The organism is Pseudomonas sp. MNR3A (assembly GCF_009650575.1).
Classification (GTDB): domain Bacteria; phylum Pseudomonadota; class Gammaproteobacteria; order Pseudomonadales; family Pseudomonadaceae; genus Aquipseudomonas; species Aquipseudomonas machongensis.
In genome coordinates this window covers 1-18,412 of sequence record NZ_VZZS01000044.1, presented here as the reverse complement: position 1 = coordinate 18,412, position 18,412 = coordinate 1, and the positions used below count along the sequence as shown (strand labels likewise).

The 18,412-nt window shown below is 66.8% G+C and carries 10 protein-coding genes; 8 read left to right on the top strand and 2 right to left on the bottom strand.

What is annotated here, in order from left to right; genetic code table 11:
• Nucleotides 1-10,892 (bottom strand): non-ribosomal peptide synthetase (locus F6X62_RS24915; RefSeq protein ID WP_153775004.1); only part of this gene is annotated, 10,892 nt, incomplete at its 3' end.
• A 591-nt stretch (nucleotides 10,893-11,483) separates the two neighbouring features.
• Between F6X62_RS24915 and F6X62_RS24910 the strand changes: the two genes are divergently transcribed.
• Genes F6X62_RS24910 through F6X62_RS24875 form a run of 8 tightly spaced genes read left to right on the top strand, consistent with a single transcriptional unit; the run spans nucleotide 11,484 to nucleotide 17,565 of the window.
• A complete protein-coding gene (locus tag F6X62_RS24910) occupies nucleotides 11,484-12,680 on the top strand; it encodes a PepSY domain-containing protein (RefSeq protein ID WP_054893236.1) in 1,197 nt (398 codons plus the stop codon).
• The gene (locus F6X62_RS24905; RefSeq protein ID WP_153775003.1) at nucleotides 12,677-13,219 is read left to right on the top strand and encodes a thiamine pyrophosphate-binding protein; all 543 of its coding nucleotides are present in this window, start codon (nucleotides 12,677-12,679) and stop codon (nucleotides 13,217-13,219) included. Before F6X62_RS24910 ends, F6X62_RS24905 begins: the two co-directional genes overlap by 4 nt.
• Nucleotides 13,219-13,539 (top strand): hypothetical protein, encoded by a 321-nt coding sequence (locus tag F6X62_RS24900; RefSeq protein ID WP_112897991.1) that lies wholly within the window; start codon nucleotides 13,219-13,221, stop codon nucleotides 13,537-13,539. The genes F6X62_RS24905 and F6X62_RS24900 overlap by 1 nt, the downstream gene beginning before the upstream one ends.
• Nucleotides 13,536-14,105 carry a DUF6162 family protein gene (locus tag F6X62_RS24895; protein WP_125930178.1) on the top strand — a complete coding sequence of 190 codons (570 nt, stop codon included), beginning with the start codon at nucleotides 13,536-13,538 and terminating at the stop codon, nucleotides 14,103-14,105. Before F6X62_RS24900 ends, F6X62_RS24895 begins: the two co-directional genes overlap by 4 nt.
• A 16-nt stretch (nucleotides 14,106-14,121) precedes the next feature.
• Entirely contained in the window at nucleotides 14,122-15,024 is a 903-nt protein-coding gene (locus F6X62_RS24890; protein ID WP_153775002.1) for a metal ABC transporter substrate-binding protein, read from the top strand.
• Nucleotides 15,021-15,767: a metal ABC transporter ATP-binding protein gene (locus F6X62_RS24885; protein WP_153775001.1), complete on the top strand. Its 747-nt coding sequence runs from the start codon at nucleotides 15,021-15,023 to the stop codon at nucleotides 15,765-15,767. The genes F6X62_RS24890 and F6X62_RS24885 overlap by 4 nt, the downstream gene beginning before the upstream one ends.
• Nucleotides 15,767-16,666: a metal ABC transporter permease gene (locus F6X62_RS24880; RefSeq protein WP_054893230.1), complete on the top strand. Its 900-nt coding sequence runs from the start codon at nucleotides 15,767-15,769 to the stop codon at nucleotides 16,664-16,666. The genes F6X62_RS24885 and F6X62_RS24880 overlap by 1 nt, the downstream gene beginning before the upstream one ends.
• Nucleotides 16,663-17,565 (top strand): metal ABC transporter solute-binding protein, Zn/Mn family, encoded by a 903-nt coding sequence (locus F6X62_RS24875; RefSeq protein ID WP_153775000.1) that lies wholly within the window; start codon nucleotides 16,663-16,665, stop codon nucleotides 17,563-17,565. The genes F6X62_RS24880 and F6X62_RS24875 overlap by 4 nt, the downstream gene beginning before the upstream one ends.
• Before the next feature lie 724 nt (nucleotides 17,566-18,289).
• Here the strand turns inward: F6X62_RS24875 and F6X62_RS24870 are convergent.
• Nucleotides 18,290-18,412 (bottom strand): AraC family transcriptional regulator (locus tag F6X62_RS24870; RefSeq protein ID WP_153774999.1); only part of this gene is annotated, 123 nt, incomplete at its 5' end.

Below are 18,412 nucleotides of genomic sequence, written 5' to 3'. Positions count from 1 at the left end.
TCGATCAGTTGCGCACCCTCGCCTTCCTGGGCAACGGTCGCCAGCCCTTGGACGGTCTGGTGCTGGAACAGCGCCTTGGGCGTGAAGCGGATACCCGCCTGACGCGCCCGGCTGACCACCTGGATCGAAATGATCGAATCGCCGCCCAGTTCGAAGAAGTTGTCGGTCACGCCAATCGGCGAAACCTTGAGCACTTCCTCCCAGATCGCCACCAGGCGTTTTTCCAGCACGCTGCGCGGTGCCACCTGGCGCGTCGGGGCACTGGCCTGCGGCGTGGGCAGCGCCTTGCGGTCGAGCTTGCCGTTGGGGGTCAGCGGCAGACGTTCGAGGAACAGCCAGTGGGTCGGCACCATGTAGTCCGGCAAGGTCTGCTTGAGCCAGGCCTTGAGCGGCTCGGCATCATCGAGCGATGCCGCAGCAGCGACATAGCCCACCAGTTGCGTACCCAGTTCGCCCTGACGGGCGACCACCGCCACTTCACGCACCTCGGGGTGCGCCAGCAGGCGTGCCTCGATCTCCCCCAGCTCGATACGGAAACCACGCACCTTGACCTGATGGTCGATACGCCCCAGGTATTCGATCGACGCGTCTTCGCGGTAACGCACCAGGTCGCCGGTGCGGTACATGCGCCCGCCTTCACCGGTGAACGGGTCGGCGACGAAGCGCTCGGCACTCAGCCCTGGCCGACGCAGGTAACCGCGCGCCAGGCCCTCGCCGGCCAAGTACAGCTCGCCCGCCACACCCACCGGCTGCGGCTGCAGGTGGCCATCCAGCACATAGGCGGCCGTGCCCGGCAGCGGCCGGCCAATGCTGGCCCGGCCGTTGGCCTGGCGCAGCACGCAGGTCGAATAGGTGGTGTCTTCGGACGGCCCGTAGAGGTCGTGCACGCGCTCGATGCCCGGCAGCGCATACAACGCATCCACCAGCGACTGCTTCAGCGGTTCGCCCGCCAGGTTGATGGTGCGCACACTGGGCGGAATCGCCCCGGCCTGCAGCAGCGCGGCAATCGCCGACGGCACGGTGTTGATAAGGGTCACGCGTTCGCGCGCGGGCAGCTCCGGCAGCGCCAGGGCGTTGTCGGCGAGGATGAAATGACCGCCGCCGGCCAGGGTCACGAACAGCTCCCAGACCGACAGGTCGAAGCAGATCGAGGTGCTCGCCAGCACGCCTTGCAGGTCGTCCTCGCTGTACAGCCCCTGGGCCCAGCGCACCAGCGCCACGGCATTGCCATGGGTGATCGCCACGCCCTTGGGTAGACCAGTGGAGCCGGAGGTGTAGATCACGTACGCCAGGTGCTCGGCATCGTCATGCTGGACCGGCGCATGGGTCGGTTGCAGCGCCAACTGCGGGTCGTCATCGAGCAACAGCAGCGACTGGCCTTCGCTGATCACCGACGCCAATTGCGCGGCCTGATCGGCCTGGGTCAGCAGCAGGTGTGCCTGGCTGTCGCCGAGCATGTGCGCCAGGCGCTCGCGCGGGTAGGCCAGGTCCAGCGGCACATAGGCGCCACCGGCCTTAAGCACCGCCAGCAGGGCCACCACCAGTTCGGCGCTGCGCGGCAGGGCCACGCCCACCCGCACTTCCGGGCCGACACCCAGGGCGCGCAGGCGATGGGCCAGGCGGTTGGCCTGCGTGTCGAGCTCGCGGTAGCTCAGCTCGCGCTCGCCGCAGATCAGCGCCAGGGCTTCGGGGGCCTGCGCGGCGCGGGCCTGGATCAGACCGTGCAGGCTGGCGTGGGTCGCAGGCGGCAGCGCTGCCGAATTCCACGCCTCAAGCATGCGCTGCTGTTCATCGGCGGCCAGCAGCGGCAGCCGCGCCACCGGGCACTGCGGGTCGTGCACCACGGCCTGCAGCAGGTGCTGCCAATGGTCGGCCAGACGCTCGATGGTGGCGTGGTCGAACAGGTCGGTGGCATATGTCAGCGACACTTCGATGCGTGCCTCGACCTCGGTGGTGTCCAGGCTCAGGTCGAACTGCGCGGTGCCGCTGTCCCAGCTGAGCGGTTCGAGCGTCAGGCCTTGCAGGGAGGTCGCGGTGGCAGGCGTCACCTGATGGTTGTGCATGACCTGGAACAGCGGGCTGTAGCTCAGGCTGCGCTGGGGCTGCAGGGCGTCGACCAGTTGCTCGAACGGCAGGTCCTGGTGGGCCTGGGCGCCGAGCACGGCCTGGCGTACCTGTTGCAGCAGTTGATCGAAACCGGCCGCGCCGTCGACCTGGGCGCGCAGCACCTGGGTGTTGACGAAGAAGCCGACCATCGACTCGGTCTCGGCCCGGGTGCGGTTGGCCACCGGTACGCCGACGCGGATATCGGACTGGCCGCTGTAGCGGTGCAGCAAGGCCTGGAACGAGGCCAACAGGTAGACGAACAGGGTCACGCCCTGGGCGCTGGCCTGCTCGCGCAGCGCTGCCACCAGCGGCTCGGCCAGGCTCAGGTCGAGGCGCGCGCCGCGCTGGCTCTGCTCGGCAGGCCGTGGGCGGTCGAACGGCAGCTCCAGCACGGGCTGCTCGTCGCCCAGTTGCTCACGCCAGTAGGCCAGTTGCCGGGCACCCTCGCCCGCCTCCAGCCATTGGCGCTGCCATTGAGCGAAGTCGGCGTACTGCAAGGCCAGGGGCTCGAGTGCCGCGACCTCGCCACGGCAATGGGCGAGGTAACGCGCCTGCCACTGCTCGACCAGCAGTTGCATGGACCAACCGTCGGAGACGATGTGGTGCTGGGTCATCACCAACACATGGTCCTGTTCGCCCAGCACCAGCACGCGAACCCGCAGCAACGGCGCCTGGAACAGGTCGAACGGACGACGAATCTCGCGTTGCACTTCGCGGCGGATGGCTGCCTCGTCGGCCTGTGCATCCATGGCCTGGTAGTCGATCGCGAAGGTCAGCGCCGGGGCGATGACCTGGCGGACCTCGCCGCCCTCCTCGACGAACGCGGTGCGCAGCGAGGCATGGCGATCCACCAGGTCCTGCACGCTGCGCGCCAGGGCGTCGCGATCGAGCACGCCGCGCAGGCGCAGCGCAGCGGGAATGTGATAGGACGCGCTGTGCGGCTCCAGTTGCCACAGGAACCACTGGCGCTCCTGGGCATAGGACAACGCCAACGGCCGGTCATGGCCGACACTGACCAATGCAGGCCCGGCCTCGACGGCCTGGGCCTGGCACGCCTCGGCGAACGCCTCGAGCACCGGCGCCTGGAACAGCACCCGCACCGGCACCTCGCGCTGCAACTGCTGGCGGATGCGCACCACCACCTGCATGGCCAGCAGCGAATGCCCGCCACGCTCGAAGAAATGGTCGGCCAGGCCGATCTGCGGCACGTCCAGCACCTGGGCCCAGATGTCCGCCAGCGCCGCCTGCAAAGCATTGCGCGGAGCGATGTAGGCAGCGCTGCTCGCGTCTGGCTCGGGCAGTGGCAAGGCTGCGCGGTCGAGCTTGCCGTTGTTGTTCAGCGGCAATTGCTCCAACACCACGAGATGGGCCGGCACCATGAACTCCGGCAGCGACTGGCGCAACGCGTCGCGCAGCGCGGCGACGAAGGCCGTGCGCGTATCGCCCTGCACTGCCTCGCTGGCAACCGGCACGACGAAGGCCACCAACTGCGCGCCCTGGCCGGTCGCCTGGGCGATCAGCGCAGCAGCGCGCACCCTCGGCTGGGCCTGCAGGCAGGCTTCGATCTCGCCCATTTCGATGCGCATGCCGCGAATCTTCACCTGGTGATCGATTCGCCCGACATACTCCAGTGCCCCTTCGGCGTTGTAGCAGGCCAGGTCGCCACTGCGATAAAGCCGTGCGCCCGGCTCACGGGCGAACGGGTCGGGCAGGAAGCGTTCGGCGGTCAGGCCCGGACGCTGGTAATACTGCTGGGCCAGACAGGCCGGTGCGGCGATGCACAGCTCACCGACCGCGCCGGCGGGCAGCAGCTCGCCTACGCCGTCGAGCACATAGAGCGCACGGCCAGCAATGGCCCGGCCAATCGGCACGCCGTGGCTGTCGCTGGCATCGCTCAGGCGGCAGGCATGCACGCTCGAGACCACGGTCGCCTCGGTCGGGCCGTAGGTATTGATCAGCGCGACCTCGCCCAGGCCCGCGGCGTGCCACAGGCGCAGCCCTTCGACCGACATCGCCTCGCCGCCGACGTGCACCTGGCGCAGTGCGCCCAGGCCACGGCCCGGCTGGGCGGCGCACGCTTTGGCCAGCAGGTACCAGTAGGCTGCAGGCAGGTCGGCCAAGGTGACCTCGTGCTGCACGATGTGCTCGGCCAACTGCTGCACATCCCACAGCGACTCGCCCCGCATCACCAGCGCCGCCCCCAGGGCCAGCGGTGGATAGCACTGTTCGACGAAGCCGTCGAAGCTGAAGGTGGCGAACTGCAGCACACGGTCGTTGGCGCCCAGGTGCGAATACTGCGCACCGCTCTGGCAGAACTCACGCAGGGCGGCATGGCTGATGGCGACGCCCTTGGGCCGGCCGGTGGAACCGGAGGTGTAGATCACGTACGCCAGGTCCTGGGCGTGAGGCTGCACGAGCGGGTCATGGTCGGGCTGCACGTCCAGCGCCAGCTCGCCGGTCACCAGGCGCGGCACCTCAGGTGGCAGGCTCAGGCCCTGCAACAAGCCGTCGTCGCACAGCAGCAAGTCGAGCTGGCTGTCTTCGATCATGTAGCGCAGGCGCTCATCCGGGTAGGCCGGGTCGAGCGGCACGTAGGCTGCGCCACTCTTGAGCACGGCCAGCAGGCTGACGATCAGTTGCGGGCTGCGGCGCAGAGCCAGGCCGATACGTTTGCCTGGGCCCATGCCCTGGGCGATGAGCAGGTGTGCCAGGCGGTTGGCCTGACGATTGAGTTGGCCATGGCTGAGCGAGCGGCCCTCGCACGACACAGCCAGGGCGTCGGGGCTGCGCGCGGCCTGGGCGGCGATGCGCTGGTGCACCAGCGGCGTGCCCGACAGGTCGATCGCTGCGCCCTGGCTGTGCGCCAACACCGCCTGCTGCGTGGTGTCATCCAGCAAGCGCAGGCTACCCAGCGCGGCCGATGGCTGCTCGATCATCCGCTCGAGCGCCTGGCAGAAAGCGGCGCACAACTGCTCGACCTGCGCAGCATCGAAGTGTGCCAGGTCGTAGGCGAACTCCACGCTCAATCGCGCGCCCAGCTCGATGCCAAGGGTCAACGGGTAATGGGTGCGCTCGTGATTGCGCAGCGCACCCACCTGCAACCCGGCCGGCGCGCCATCACGCAGGGCCTCGGCCACCGGGAAGTTCTCGAACACCATCAAGGTGTCGAACAGCACGCCGCCCTGTTGGCCGGCCCAGCCCTGGACCTTGTACAGCGGCACATGCTCGAACTCGCGAAGGTCGAGGTTGAACGCCTGCAGCGTTTCCAGCGCCTCGCCGACCGACTGGCCAGGTGCTGCGCTGCACAGGACCGGCAGGGTATTGATGAACAACCCCAGTTGCTCCTCGATCCCCGGCAATGGCGCCGAACGCCCACTGACGGTTGCGCCGAACGCCACGCAGGCCTGGCCGGTGTGACGCTGCAATACCAGGCCCCAGGCCGCCTGGAACAGGGTGTTGAGGGTGACTTTGCGCTGGCGGGCGAACTGCCCCAGGCGCTCGGCGAAGGCGCCGTCGAACAGGTGCAAGTGCTCGCCACTGCCCTGCCCTTGCGCCCGACGCAACGCCGAGGCCAGCAAGGTCGGCCCCTGCAACGGCGCCAGTGCGGCCTTCCAGAAGCGCTCGCTGGCGTCCAAGGGCTGGCGTTGCAACCAACCCAAGTAGTCGCTGAAACGCCCGCTGGCGGCAGCTACCGGTTGCCCGGCGTAGGTCTGGATCACCTGGGCCAGCAGGCTGGCATTGCTCCAGCCATCCATGAGGATGTGATGGCTGGTGTAGATCAGGTGCCAGCCACCGCCCTGCTGCGCCACCAGTTGCAGGCGGAACAGCGGTGCCTGGCGCAGATCGAAGCCGCGAAGGCGTTCGGCGGCGGCCAGGGCATCGAGGTCATGCACGCCCTCCAGCACCTGCAACGGCAGGTCGAGATGGCGCTGCACCAACAGCTGCGCCTCGCTCAAGCCTTCCCAATGCACGCTGGCGCGCAGGATCTCGTGGCGCGCCATCGCCTCGCTCCAGGCCTGACGCAAGCGCGCGGGCTCCAGCCCCTGGATATCCAGGCGCAACTGGTTGATGTAAGCACCGGCCTCGGGCTCGTACTGGGCGTGGAAGAACATGCCCTGCTGCATCGGCGACAGCGGATAGAGCGCTTCGATAGTGCTGGCAGCGACCGGCAGCGCGTCGAGCTGCGCCTGGTCGATGCGTGCGAGCGGGAAGTCGGACGGCGTCGCCTGGCCGGCCGGGGTTTGCAGGCAGTGGGCGATCAGTTGCGCCAGCTCGTCGCTGTAGGCCTGGGCCAGGCCTTCGACGGTGGCGTCATGGTACATCTGGCCGCTGTAGCCCCAGCGCAGCGACAGCTCGCCGGCATAGACCTGGCTTTCCAGGGTCAGCCAGTTGGCCAAGGGGGCCTCGGGGTCCTGGGCCTGGCCGCTGCGCTCGGTGGCGGGCGCCCAGAGGGCCTGGGCATCGAACTGCTGGTCGAACTGCCCCAGGTAGTTGAAGGTGATGCGCGCAGGCGTGACCTGGCCGAGCGCCTGGCGCTGGGCCTCATCGCCCAGGTAGCGCAGCAGGCCGTAGCCCAGCCCCTTGCCCGGCACCGCACGCAACTGCTCCTTGACCGCCTTGATCGAGGCGCCCACATCGTCACTGACGCTCAGGCGCACGGGGAACAGCGTGGTGAACCAGCCCACGGTGCGCGACAGGTCGACATCCTCGAACACCTCTTCGCGACCATGCCCTTCCAACTGCACCAGCACCGCTTGCTGCGCGCTCCAGCGCGCGACCATCCGGGCCAGCGCGGTCAGCAGCAGGTCGTTGATCTGGGTGCGATAGGCGGCCGGGGCAACGTGCAGCAACTGACGGGTCAGCTCGGCGTCCAGGCGCGTTTCCAGGGTGCGGCCATGGCGGTTGAGCGCGGCGCCCTGGGGCATGTCGCACGGCAGGTCATGCTCGACACGCTGGGCGCACCAGTAGTCCAGCTCGCCGGCCTGCTGCGCGGCCAGCGCAGGCAGCCGCGCGGCCCAGGCCTGCCAGGCGCTGGTCTTGGCGGGCAGCGCCTGTTGTGTGTAGGCGTGCTGCAAGTCTTCGAGCAGTACGCGCCAGGACACGCCGTCGACCACCAGGTGGTGGATCACCAGCAGCACGCGCTGGCTGCCATCGGCCATTTGCACCAGTACCGCGCGCAGCAGCGGCCCGTCGGCCAGGTCGAGGCTGCGCTGGGTGGCGTCGCAGAGCGTCGCCAGCGCCTGGGCGTCGGCGGCCGTCTCTTCGCGCAGCAGCGCGGCGGGCAGCGCACCGTGCTCGGCTTGCCAGTGGCCATCGCGCAACTGGAAGCGCAGGCGCAGGGCGTCATGTTGCTCGACCAGACGCATCAGCGCCTGCTGCAGGCGATTGCCATCCAGGGCCTGGCGTGGCGTCAGCAGCAGCGACTGGTTCCAGTGCGCCCGTGCAGGCACCGCCTGCTCGAAGAAGGCGCGCTGGATGGGGGTCAGAAGCGCCGGGCCCTGCACCGCGCCCTGCTCGGCCTGCACCTGCGTCGCACGCCCGGCAGCGCCAGCCAGGCCGCGCAGGGTCTGGAACTGGAACAGGTCACGCGGGCTGAACTGCAAGCCTTGGCGCCGGGCGCGACTGACCACCTGGATAGCGATGATCGAGTCGCCGCCCAGTTCGAAGAAGTTGTCGTCCAGGCCGATCTGTTCGACCCCGAGCACCTCGCTCCAGACCTGCGCGAGGATCTGCTGCACCGGCGTTTGCGCGGCTACGTAGGCACCGCGTGGCGCCGCATCGGGCTGCGGCAGCGCCTTGCGGTCGAGCTTGCCGTTGGGCGTCAGCGGCAGGCGCTCGAGCGGCATCAGGTGGGTGGGCACCATGAACTCGGGCAGCGCCTGCAACAGCCAGTCCTTGAGCCCCTGCTGCCAGCCATCGGGCTGTTCGTTGAGCACCAGGTAGGCCACCAGCTGCTTGCCGTCCAGCGCGAGCACCACGGCCTCACGCACCCACTCATGCTGGGCCAGGCGCGCCTCGATCTCGCCCAGCTCGATGCGCAGGCCGCGAATCTTCACCTGATGGTCGAAGCGGCCGAGGTATTCGATCACGCCATCGTTGCGCTGGCGCACACGGTCGCCGGTGCGGTACAGGCGCTGGCCAGACACGAAGGGGTCGGCGACGAAGCGCTCGGCCGTCAGGCTCGGGCGGCGGTGGTAGCCTCGGGCCAGGCCGACACCCCCCAGATAAAGCTCGCCGGAAACACCGGGGGCAACCGGCTCGAGGCCGGCGTCGAGCACGTAGGTGCGCAGGTTGGCGATCGGCAGGCCGATCGGTACGCTGTCGCGGCCTTCGTCGCGGCAGGTCCAATGGGTGACGTCGATGGCTGCCTCGGTCGGGCCATAGAGGTTGTACAGGGCTGCGCCCGGCAGGCGGGCGAACACCTGCACTTGGGCATCCACCGGCAGGGCCTCACCACTGCAGACGATACGGCGCAGGCTGCTGCAGGCTTCGACACCCGGCTCGTGGATGAACGCCTGGAGCATCGAAGGCACGAAATGCAGGGTGCTGACCTGGAAGCGGCGAATGGTCTCGATCAAGCGCGCCGGGTCACGATGTTCACCCGGCGCGGCCACTGCCAGGCGCGCGCCGGTCATCAGCGGCCAGAAGAACTCCCACACCGACACGTCGAAACTGAAGGGCGTCTTCTGCAGCACGGTGTCGTCGGCGCCGATGGCGTAGGCCTCCTGCATCCAGTGCAGGCGGTTGGCCAGGGCCCTATGGCTGTTGCCAGCGCCCTTCGGCCGCCCGGTCGAGCCGGAGGTGTAGATGACGTAGGCCAGTTGCTCGGGGTCGATATCCACCCTCGGGGCACTGGTGGGCTGCTCGTCCAACGGCAACCGGTCGAGCGCCACGCACTGCACGCCCCGGGGCAGCGGCAGGCTGTCGAGCAGTGCCTGCTGGGTCAGCAGCAGGTCGATGCCACTGTCCTCGATCATGTAGGCCAGGCGTTCTGCAGGGTACTCCGGATCCAGCGGCACATAGGCAGCACCGGCCTTGAGGATGCCCAGCAGCCCCACCACCATTTCGACGCTGCGCTGCACGCTGATGCCGACCAGGCTGTCGCCCCGGGCGCCTTGGGCGCGCAGGTAGTGGGCCAACTGGTTGGCGCGGGCGTCGAGCTGGGCGTAGCTGAGCGCGTGCTCGCCAAACACCAGGGCCGGGGCCTGTGGGGCGCGGCGTGCCTGGTCTTCGAACAGCTGGTGCACCGGGCGTTCGAGCGGGTAGTCACGGGCGGTGGCGTTCCAGTCCTGAAGCACGGTGGCAAGGCTGGCGTCATCGAGCATCGGCACCTGCCACAGCGCTTGCTGTGGCTGCTCGACCAGGCCCCGCAGCAGGGCCTGCCAGTGCCGGGCCATGCGCTCGATGGTGGCGGCATCGAACAGGTCGCTGGCATAGGTGAAGGCTGCGTGCAGCACCCCACCTTGCTCGTAGGTGTCGAGGCTGAGGTCGAACTGGGTGGTGCGGCTGCGCCATTGCAGCGGCGCCAGTTGCAGGCCGGACGCCAGGGTGACGGTGGTCAGGTCGGCGACCTGCGGCTGGTGGTTGTACATCACCTGGAACAGCGGTGCGTGGCTGAGGCTGCGCTCGACCTTGAGCGCCTCGACCAGGCGCTCGAACGGCAGGTCCTGGTGCGCCTGGGCGCCCAGCACGGTCTGACGTACCGCTTGCAGATAGGCCAGCACGTCCTGTTGCGCTTGTGGCTGCAGGCGCAGTACCTGGGTGTTGACGAACAGCCCGATCAGCCCTTCGACCTCGGCGCGGTTGCGGTTGGCCACCGGGCTGCCGATGCGCAGGTCGCATTGGCCGGTATAGCGTTGCAGCAGCATGCCGAAGCTGGCGAGCAGGACCATGAACAGCGACAGGTTGTGCTGGCGGGCAAAACCGCGCACCTGCTCGGTCAGTGCCGCGTCGAGCGGGAATGACTGGCGGCTGCCGCTGAAGCTGGGGGTGGCCGGGCGGGCGTGGTCCAGCGGCAGCTCCAGCACCGGCTGCTCCTCGCCCAGCTGGGCCTGCCAGTACTGCAACTGGCGCTCCATCTCGCCGGCTTCGAGCCAGCGACGCTGCCACAGGGCGTAGTCGACGTACTGGATGGGTAGCGGCGGCAACTGCGGTGCCTGCCCGGCGGCAAAGGCGTCATAGGCGCGGCTGAACTCATCGATCAGCACATTCATCGACCAGCCGTCGGAAACGATGTGGTGCAGGGTCAGCAGCAGTACGTGCTCCTGCGCATCGAGGTGCAGCAGGCGCACCCGCAGCAGTGGTCCGTGCGCAAGGTCGAACGGGCGTAGCGACTCGGTTTCGGCTTCGGCACGAACCTGTGCCTCACGCTGGTCGGCGGCGAGATTGCGCAGGTCGACGCGCTCGATGTTCACGCGGGTGAGCGGGCGATGGGCCTGCTCCAGGCGATCATCGGCCTGGGGTTCGAAGACGGTCGTCAGGCTTTGGTGACGGGCTAGTACGGTGGCGAAGGCCTGCTCCAGGGCGGCGGCGTCCAGTTGACCTAGCAGGCGTACGGCGCCTGGGAGGTTGTAGGCGCCGCTCTGGGGGTCCATCTGCCAGAGCACCCACATGCGTTGCTGGGCGTAGGACAGCGCCTGGCGGTCTGGGGCCTCGACACCGGCGGGGATGGGGAACTGGGAAAAGTCGATGCCCTCCTTGGCCAGGGTCTCGAGGAACACGCGGCGCTTTTCCAGCGGCAGTTCAATGAAACGGCGGGCCAGTTGCAGGGACTTCTCGGGATTCATCAGATTGCTTCCGTACGAGTGGGGTATCGGGCGGGGCCCGGCTATCCCTACGAAACGGATACATCTTGCAAAAAGTTAGGTTCTTTGGGGGGCTGGGTGGTGCTCGTGGCGGGTGAATATCCGATTTGGGTGGCGACGCGGAGTCACCTTTTCGCCTTTACGGCGACCTACTTTTTTTCTTGGAAAAAAGTAGGCAAAAACCGCCTGCTCCCACATACGGCCCCTGCGCTGCGCTCCGGGGTTCCCTCGCGCCGGCGCCTTCCGGGCCTTCGCGGACTCCGACTTGCTGCGCAAGTCTACTTCTCGCGACTTCGGCGGGACGCCGAAGGGCGCTGCGCGCCAGGGCCCTACAGACGCCTCTGCTCGGCCTCCTGAGGTCGCGATGGGTGGTGGCTGGGATATCGCGCGCTTAGAAGCAAGGGCAAGGGCAAGGGCAAGAGCGGGAGCGGGAGCGGGAGCGGGAGCGGGAGGGAGCTTGAAACATTTGCTTGCATTTGAGGCTTCAGGTTTTTGATTCTCATTCGTCCTATTAATTGCAGCCTTCAAGGTTGAGACGAAACTCGACCGCAATTTTCCTCAGAAGAACGAGTGATGGCCCGACAAATTAAAAAATCCAAGTCCAAACTGTGGTTTCTGGTGCACAGTTGGCTTGCCCTGCCGATCTGGTTCTTTGTCCTGATCGTCTGCTTCACCGGGATGCTTGCGGTGGTCAGCCAGGAGATCGTCTGGTTGGCGAACCCCGACGTGCGTGCCAGCCAACCGGACGACAACGCCGAGCGGCTGAGCTTCCAGCAGGTCTTGAGTGCGCTGAACAAGGCAGAACCGGACATGGCGGTGCGCTTCATCAGCCAGCCGGATGGCTCGCACTTCGCCCTCGAAGCGGCAGTCACCTACCCCGACGGCACGTCGCCGACGCTCTACGTCAACCCCTACACCGGCGCCATCCAGGGCAAGACCCCCGACTTCAACTTCCAGGCCTTCACCCGCGCGCTGCACGGCTGGTGGCTGGTGCCGTTCACCAACGGCTATAGCTGGGGCTGGTACCTGGTGTCGTTGCTTGGCCTGCCGATGCTCGCTTCGCTGGTCACAGGGCTCGTGGTGTACAAGAAATTCTGGCGCGGATTCTTCAAGCCGGTACGCACACAGCACGGCTCGCGGATCTTCTGGGGTGACCTGCACCGCCTGGCCGGGGTGTGGTCGATCTGGTTCATCGCGGTGATTTCGATCACCGGCACCTGGTTCCTGATCCAGGCCATTCTGGGCGACAACCACGTCACCATTTCCACCGAGCCGATCGTGCCGGTCATCGCTCGCGAACAGGTGCCACAGAGCCCCGACGGCAATCCGGTGCCGCGTATCGACCTGGACGAGGCCGCCCGCATCGCCCAGGAGGCCATCCCGGGCCTGGACATCAGCTTCATCACCCTGCCCGCCACCGCCTACAGCCATATCAGCATGGGCGGGCGTGGCTGGTACCCGTTGATGTTCCAGACCGCCGAGGTCAACCCGTACACCCGCAACGTCGACAGCCAGTTCCTGCTCGGCGACCGCTCGACCCTGGAGTTCGTCACCGAATCCATGCGCCCGCTGCACACCGGTGACTTCGGTGGCCTGCCGATCAAGCTGATCTGGTTCTTCTTCGGCCTGGTACTCACCCTGATGGTGCTCAGTGGCCTGCTGATCTGGACCAAGCGCACTGCCCAAGCGACCGCCGCAGCGCTCAAGCGCAGCGAGCGCCCGGCACGCGTGCGCAGGCATGAAGACACCCCCGTGGAGGCCCAGCCATGAGCCAGACCCAGACTCAAACCCTGCCGCCCAGCGGCTTGAAGCAGTGGTGGCTGAAATGGCGCTTCCACATCAACATCCTGCTGATCCTCATCCCGCTGGGCTTCATGCCCAAGTACTTCGCCGATGCCAGCCTGTTCCGCGGCGACAGCGGCCTGGGTGCCAACGTAGTCAAGGATATCCAGGTCGACCGCTGGCGCCTGGACCTGGCCGAGTTGCGTGACGAAGCGCCACGCGCCGACGGCCCGGCCGGGCACTTCAAGGTGTTCAACGCCGCGCTCTGCCAGACATGCACCGAGGGCGCGAAGGCCATCTACCTGCGCATCGGCAAGCCGCGCAACCTGCGCGCCGCCGGCTCGATCTTCTTCGGCTCACCCTACCGCATGAGCACCTCGCTGCCGATCCCGCCCCGCACCCGCCCAGACGCCGAGATCTGGATCACCATCGAAGGCTGGGACGGCAGCATGCACCAGGCATCCGTACCGCTGGCCAAGGCATCGCCGGCCACCGTCGCCTGGCTCGAGAAACAAGGAGGCAAATGATGAAACACCTGTTGCGCAGGCTTGCCCTGCCCCTGCTGACCTTCACCGCCCTGCCGGCATTGGCGCACAACCCGATGTGCGACTGCGTATCGGTGTCGGGCGATCAGATCAAGTGCACCGGCGGCTTCTCCGACGGTAGCGGCGCGCCGGGCGTGACGCTGGATGTGATCGGCTACGACGAGCAAGTGCTGGTCGGCGGCAAGCTCGGCGACGACTCGACCCTCACCTTCAAGCGCCCCGACGGCGAGTTCTACGTGCTGTTCGACGCCGGCCCCGGTCACGTGGTGGAAGTCGACCATGCCGATATAGGCGCGCCATGAGCCGCGCCCAGGTCATCCGCCCGGCCGGCGCCGGACATGAAACCCTCTATGTACTGCTGGCTGCGCTGCTGATCGCCGCCGTCGCCGCGACCGTGGTCGGGCTGCGTGGTGAACGGGTCGACGAACAGACCATCGCCAGCCACCAGATCGACGCTCGCCGTGACCTCAACGCCGCCGAACAGGGCGTCTACACCGACCTGCACGTGGCCACCGAGGAAATCCTCGCGCTGCGCCAGGAAAACGGCCAGGCGCCCGCTGTGCAGGCACTGGCCGATGATGCGCTGCCGCCCTTCGTCGACGACACCAGCAGTGCCAGCCGGGGCCGTCATCAGTGGCAGTGGCTGGCCAGTGGCGCCTACCTGGGCTCGAGCCAGGACGCCGACGTTGCCGGCAGCTTCCTGTTGATCCTGCCGCAGGCCGACACCGCACCGGCCCAGGTGTGGCTGCGCCGCGACCGCAGCACCCGGGCACCCGACGATCTTGGCCAGGCCGCGCTGATCGCCGCCGGCTGGCAGGAAATCGTCAGCCACTACGACGCCGGGGTCACCCGCGAACACCGTCACTGAACCCAAGGACCGCGCCATGCTCCGCTCCGCCCTCGCCTTTCTCCTGGCCTGCCTGTTCCCGGCACTGGCCCTGGCCGACAGCGGCAAACCGCTGCGCATCGGCATCACCCTGCACCCCTACTACAGCTACGTGAGCAATATCGTCGGCGACAAGGCCGAAGTGGTGCCGCTGATTCCCGCAGGCTTCAACCCGCATGCCTATGAACCGCGCGCCGAAGACATCAAGCGCATCGGCACCCTGGACGTGATCGTGCTCAACGGCATCGGCCACGACGACTTCGCCGATCGCATGATCGCCGCCAGCGAAAAACCCGACATCAAGACCATCGAGTCCAACCAGAACGTCCCGCTGCTTGCCGCCACCGGCATCGCCGCGCGCGGCGCCGGCAAGGTGGTCAACCCGCACACCTTCCTGTCGATCAGCGCCAGCATCGCCCAGGTCAACAACATTGCCCGCGAGCTGGGCAAGCTCGACCCGGACAACGCCAAGTTCTACACCCAGAACGCCCGCGCCTATGCCAAGCGCCTGCGCGTGCTGCGCGCCGAAGCCCTGGCCAAGGTCACCGAGGCACCGGGCGCGGAGTTTCGCGTGGCGACCATCCACGCCGCCTACGACTACCTGGTGCGCGACTTCGGCCTGGAGGTCACAGCAGTGGTCGAGCCGGCTCATGGCATCGAGCCGAGCCCGGCGCAGTTGAAGAAGACCATCGATCAGCTCAAGCAGCTCGATGTGAAGGTGATCTTCTCGGAAATGGACTTTCCCTCCGCCTACGTCGAAACCATCGAGCGCGAATCCGGGGTGAAGATCTACCCGCTGACCCACATCTCCTACGGCGAATACACCGCCGACAAGTACGAGGTGGAGATGAAGCGCAACCTCGAGACCGTGGTCAAGGCCATCCAGGAGAACCGCGCATGACCGCCGCGGCCAACCTGGTCAGCGCCCAAGGCCCGCGCATCGACTTCGCCGGCATCGACCTCACCCTTGGGCGCACGCGCATCCTCGAGCAGGTGAGCTTCAGCGTTGCCGCCGGCAGCGTGCATGCCATCGTCGGCCCCAATGGTGGCGGCAAGAGCTCGCTGATCAAGACCCTGCTCGGGCAGATGCCGCATCAGGGACAGTTGACCCTGCACTGGCCCAGCGAACGCGAGGTGATCGGCTATGTGCCCCAGGCACTGGAGTTCGACCGTGGCCTGCCGATGACCGTCGACGACTTCATGGCCGCCATGTGCCAGCAGCGCCCGGCGTTCCTCGGGCTATCGTGCCGCGTGCGACCCGACATCGACGCCGCCCTGGCCAAGGTCGGCATGCTCGACAAGCGCAAGCGGCGCATGGGCGCGCTGTCCGGCGGCGAGCGCCAGCGTGTGCTGCTGGCCCAGGGGCTGATCCCGGAGCCGCAGCTGCTGGTGCTGGACGAACCCATGTCGGCACTGGATGAAGCCGGTATCCAGGTGTTCGAGCAACTGCTGCACGGCTGGCGCCAGGCCGGCACCACGGTGCTGTGGATCGAGCACGACCTTGAAGCGGTACTGCGCCTGGCCGACCGCGTCACCGGGCTGAGCCGCAAGCTGCTGTTCGACGCCCCGCCCGCACAGGCCCTGACCCCGGAGCGCCTGCTCGGGCTGTTCTCCGTCCACCCGCGCAGCGAGAGCCTTGCCTGATGAGTTATGAAGCCTTCCGCCAACTGGTCCAGCAATGGGCCACCGCTGGCTACCTGCCCGAGGCCCTGGCCTATGGGTTCGTGATCAACGCCCTGATCGCCGGCCTGATGATCGGCCCGGTGCTGGGCGGACTCGGCACCCTGGTCGTGGTCAAGCGCTTTGCCTTCTTCTCCGAGGCCGTCGGCCACGCCGCCCTCACGGGCGTGGCCATCGGCATCCTGCTCGGCGAGCCCTATACCGGGCCCTACGGCAGCCTGTTCGGCTACTGCCTGCTGTTCGGCATCCTGCTGAACTTCCTGCGCAACCGCACCGGCCTTTCGCCAGACACCCTGATCGGCGTGTTCCTCTCCGTCTCGCTGGCCCTGGGCGCCAGCCTGCTGCTGATGCTGGCCGGCAAGATCAACGTGCACATCCTCGAGAACGTGCTGTTCGGCTCGGTGCTCACCGTCAGCCCTCACGACCTGCTGGTGCTCGGTATCGTTGCCGTGCTGGTGCTGGCCCTGGCCCTGCCGCTGTACAACCGCATCATCCTCGCCAGCTTCAACCCACAGCTGGCGGCGGTGCGCGGCGTGGCGGTGAAGACCCTCGACTACCTGTTCGTGGTGCTGGTGACCCTGGTGACCGTGGCCTCGGTGAAGGTGATCGGCGCCATCCTGGTCGGTGCGCTGCTGGTGATCCCCGCCGCCGCCGCGCGTCTGGTCAGCCAGTCGCTCAAGGGCTTCTTCTTCGCCTCGGTGCTGATCGCCACCCTCAGCACCTTGCTCGGCATCCTGCTGCCGATCGTCTTCGACCTGCCCGTGCCCTCCGGCGCTGCAATCATCCTGGTGGCCGGTGTGTGCTTCGCCCTCGCGGCCCTCGCCCGCGCCCTCGTCCCCCGCCTGCAAGGAAACCCGGCATGAACCTTACGCTCAAACGCCTCACCCTGGCCCTGGTCCTGGCCGGCGCGCCCACCCTGGCGCTGGCCGCACAGCCCGCCAGCAGCGCCGCAACCACGCAAGTGCTGACCACCCTGCCGGTGACCCACAGCCTCGCTGTCGCCTTGCTCGACGGTACCTCGGTGCAGCTCAAGCGCGCGGCACCGGCCAACCTTCCAGCCAGCCGCCAGCCGTCGTACTTCGAGGGACGTGGTGGCGCGAGCCTGCAGAAGGATGCACGGCAGGCCACGGCGGTGATCGGCGTGCGCTCGATCTGGCATGACGATCCGCTCTATCCCATGGCGCGGCGCAGCAACATCCGCATCGTCGAGATCGACGCCGCACGCCCGGTCGATGGCGCCCTGCCCGGTATCGCGGTGGATGGCGACAATGCCTTCGCCAGCTATCCCTGGTTGAACCCGATCAACCTCGGACGCATGGCGGATGTGGTGGCCAACGACCTGGAGCGCCTGTCCCCCGCCGACAAGGACAAGATCCAGGCCAACCTGGCCGGGCTCAAGCGACAGATGCTCGAGCTGACGTCCAGCAGCCAGACCCGCCTGGCCGAGGCGGATAACCTCAGCGTGGTGAGCCTGTCGGAGCGGTTGGGGTATCTGGCCAGCGGGTTGAACCTGGATGTGGTGTCGCAGGCACTGCCGGCAGATGGCAAGTGGGACGAAGCGGCGCTGAAGGCGCTGGGAGAGACGCTCAAGACGCAGGATGTGGCGTTGGTGTTGCACCATCGTCAGCCTGAACCAGAGGTGCTCAAGGTGATCGAGGCGGCAGGCGCCAGGTTGGTGGTGGTCGACAGCGATCCGGAGGATACCGTGGTGGGATTGAAGAATAGTGTCGATGAAGTTGTGAAGATATTGGTAAAAGGTTGAAGGAGGCGTGGCGGGATTGTTTTTTTGGCTTAGGCCAGACCATTGCAGTGCCGGATGCCCGCCCTTATTAAAAGCCCGAATTAATGCAAATTCGGGCAATGCAAGATCATCAGCTGCCTCGCTTCAAATGTTGTCGGAGCGGGGCTTTTAAGTGTTCACAGGCCCGATGATAATCGTGACCGGCTCTGAGAGATTACCGTCGTCTGAAACCGGATCAAACCACCCGCACTGCAGTTGATGAGCGCCATTAGGGCCCAAACTGGAATCTGGAACATGAAGAATAACCGGAGCAACCCAGTCCTCAGACACCGGAACCCGAAGCACTTCATTAACGTCAAGAAAAACCACAATATCATCACCAGGGAGTGCTCCCTTGATGGGTCTCACTTTTAACTGAAGACCGGAAGACCTGTCCGGCAAATAATACTGAACGTTCAAGGCCTCGGGCAGTGGAAGATCATAGGCTCTCATTGCAACCTCACCAAATAGGGAATTGAAAAGTTATAGCTCCCAGCCTCCAACCTGGCACTCAACGAACGCTGCACAGATAATCGAATCTTTGGAGAGTTAGCGTCCCCAAAGTAAAACCACCGAGTAGAGGTACAGACCAGAAACTGTACTTAGCTATATCACACGCTTTAACTCTTGCGCACCTGACAAAATTATCAGGTAACTTCCCACCAAGGCCTGCTCATCCAACATGCTTGTCTGAGCCAAGCACGCCCTATGTCTGGCGAACCAAGCCGATATCCCTGGACGGCGCACACCCAAACTGGCGGCTGTACTCGCGACTGAACTGCGACGGGCTTTCATAGCCGACCCGGTAACAGGCGCTCGACACATCCAG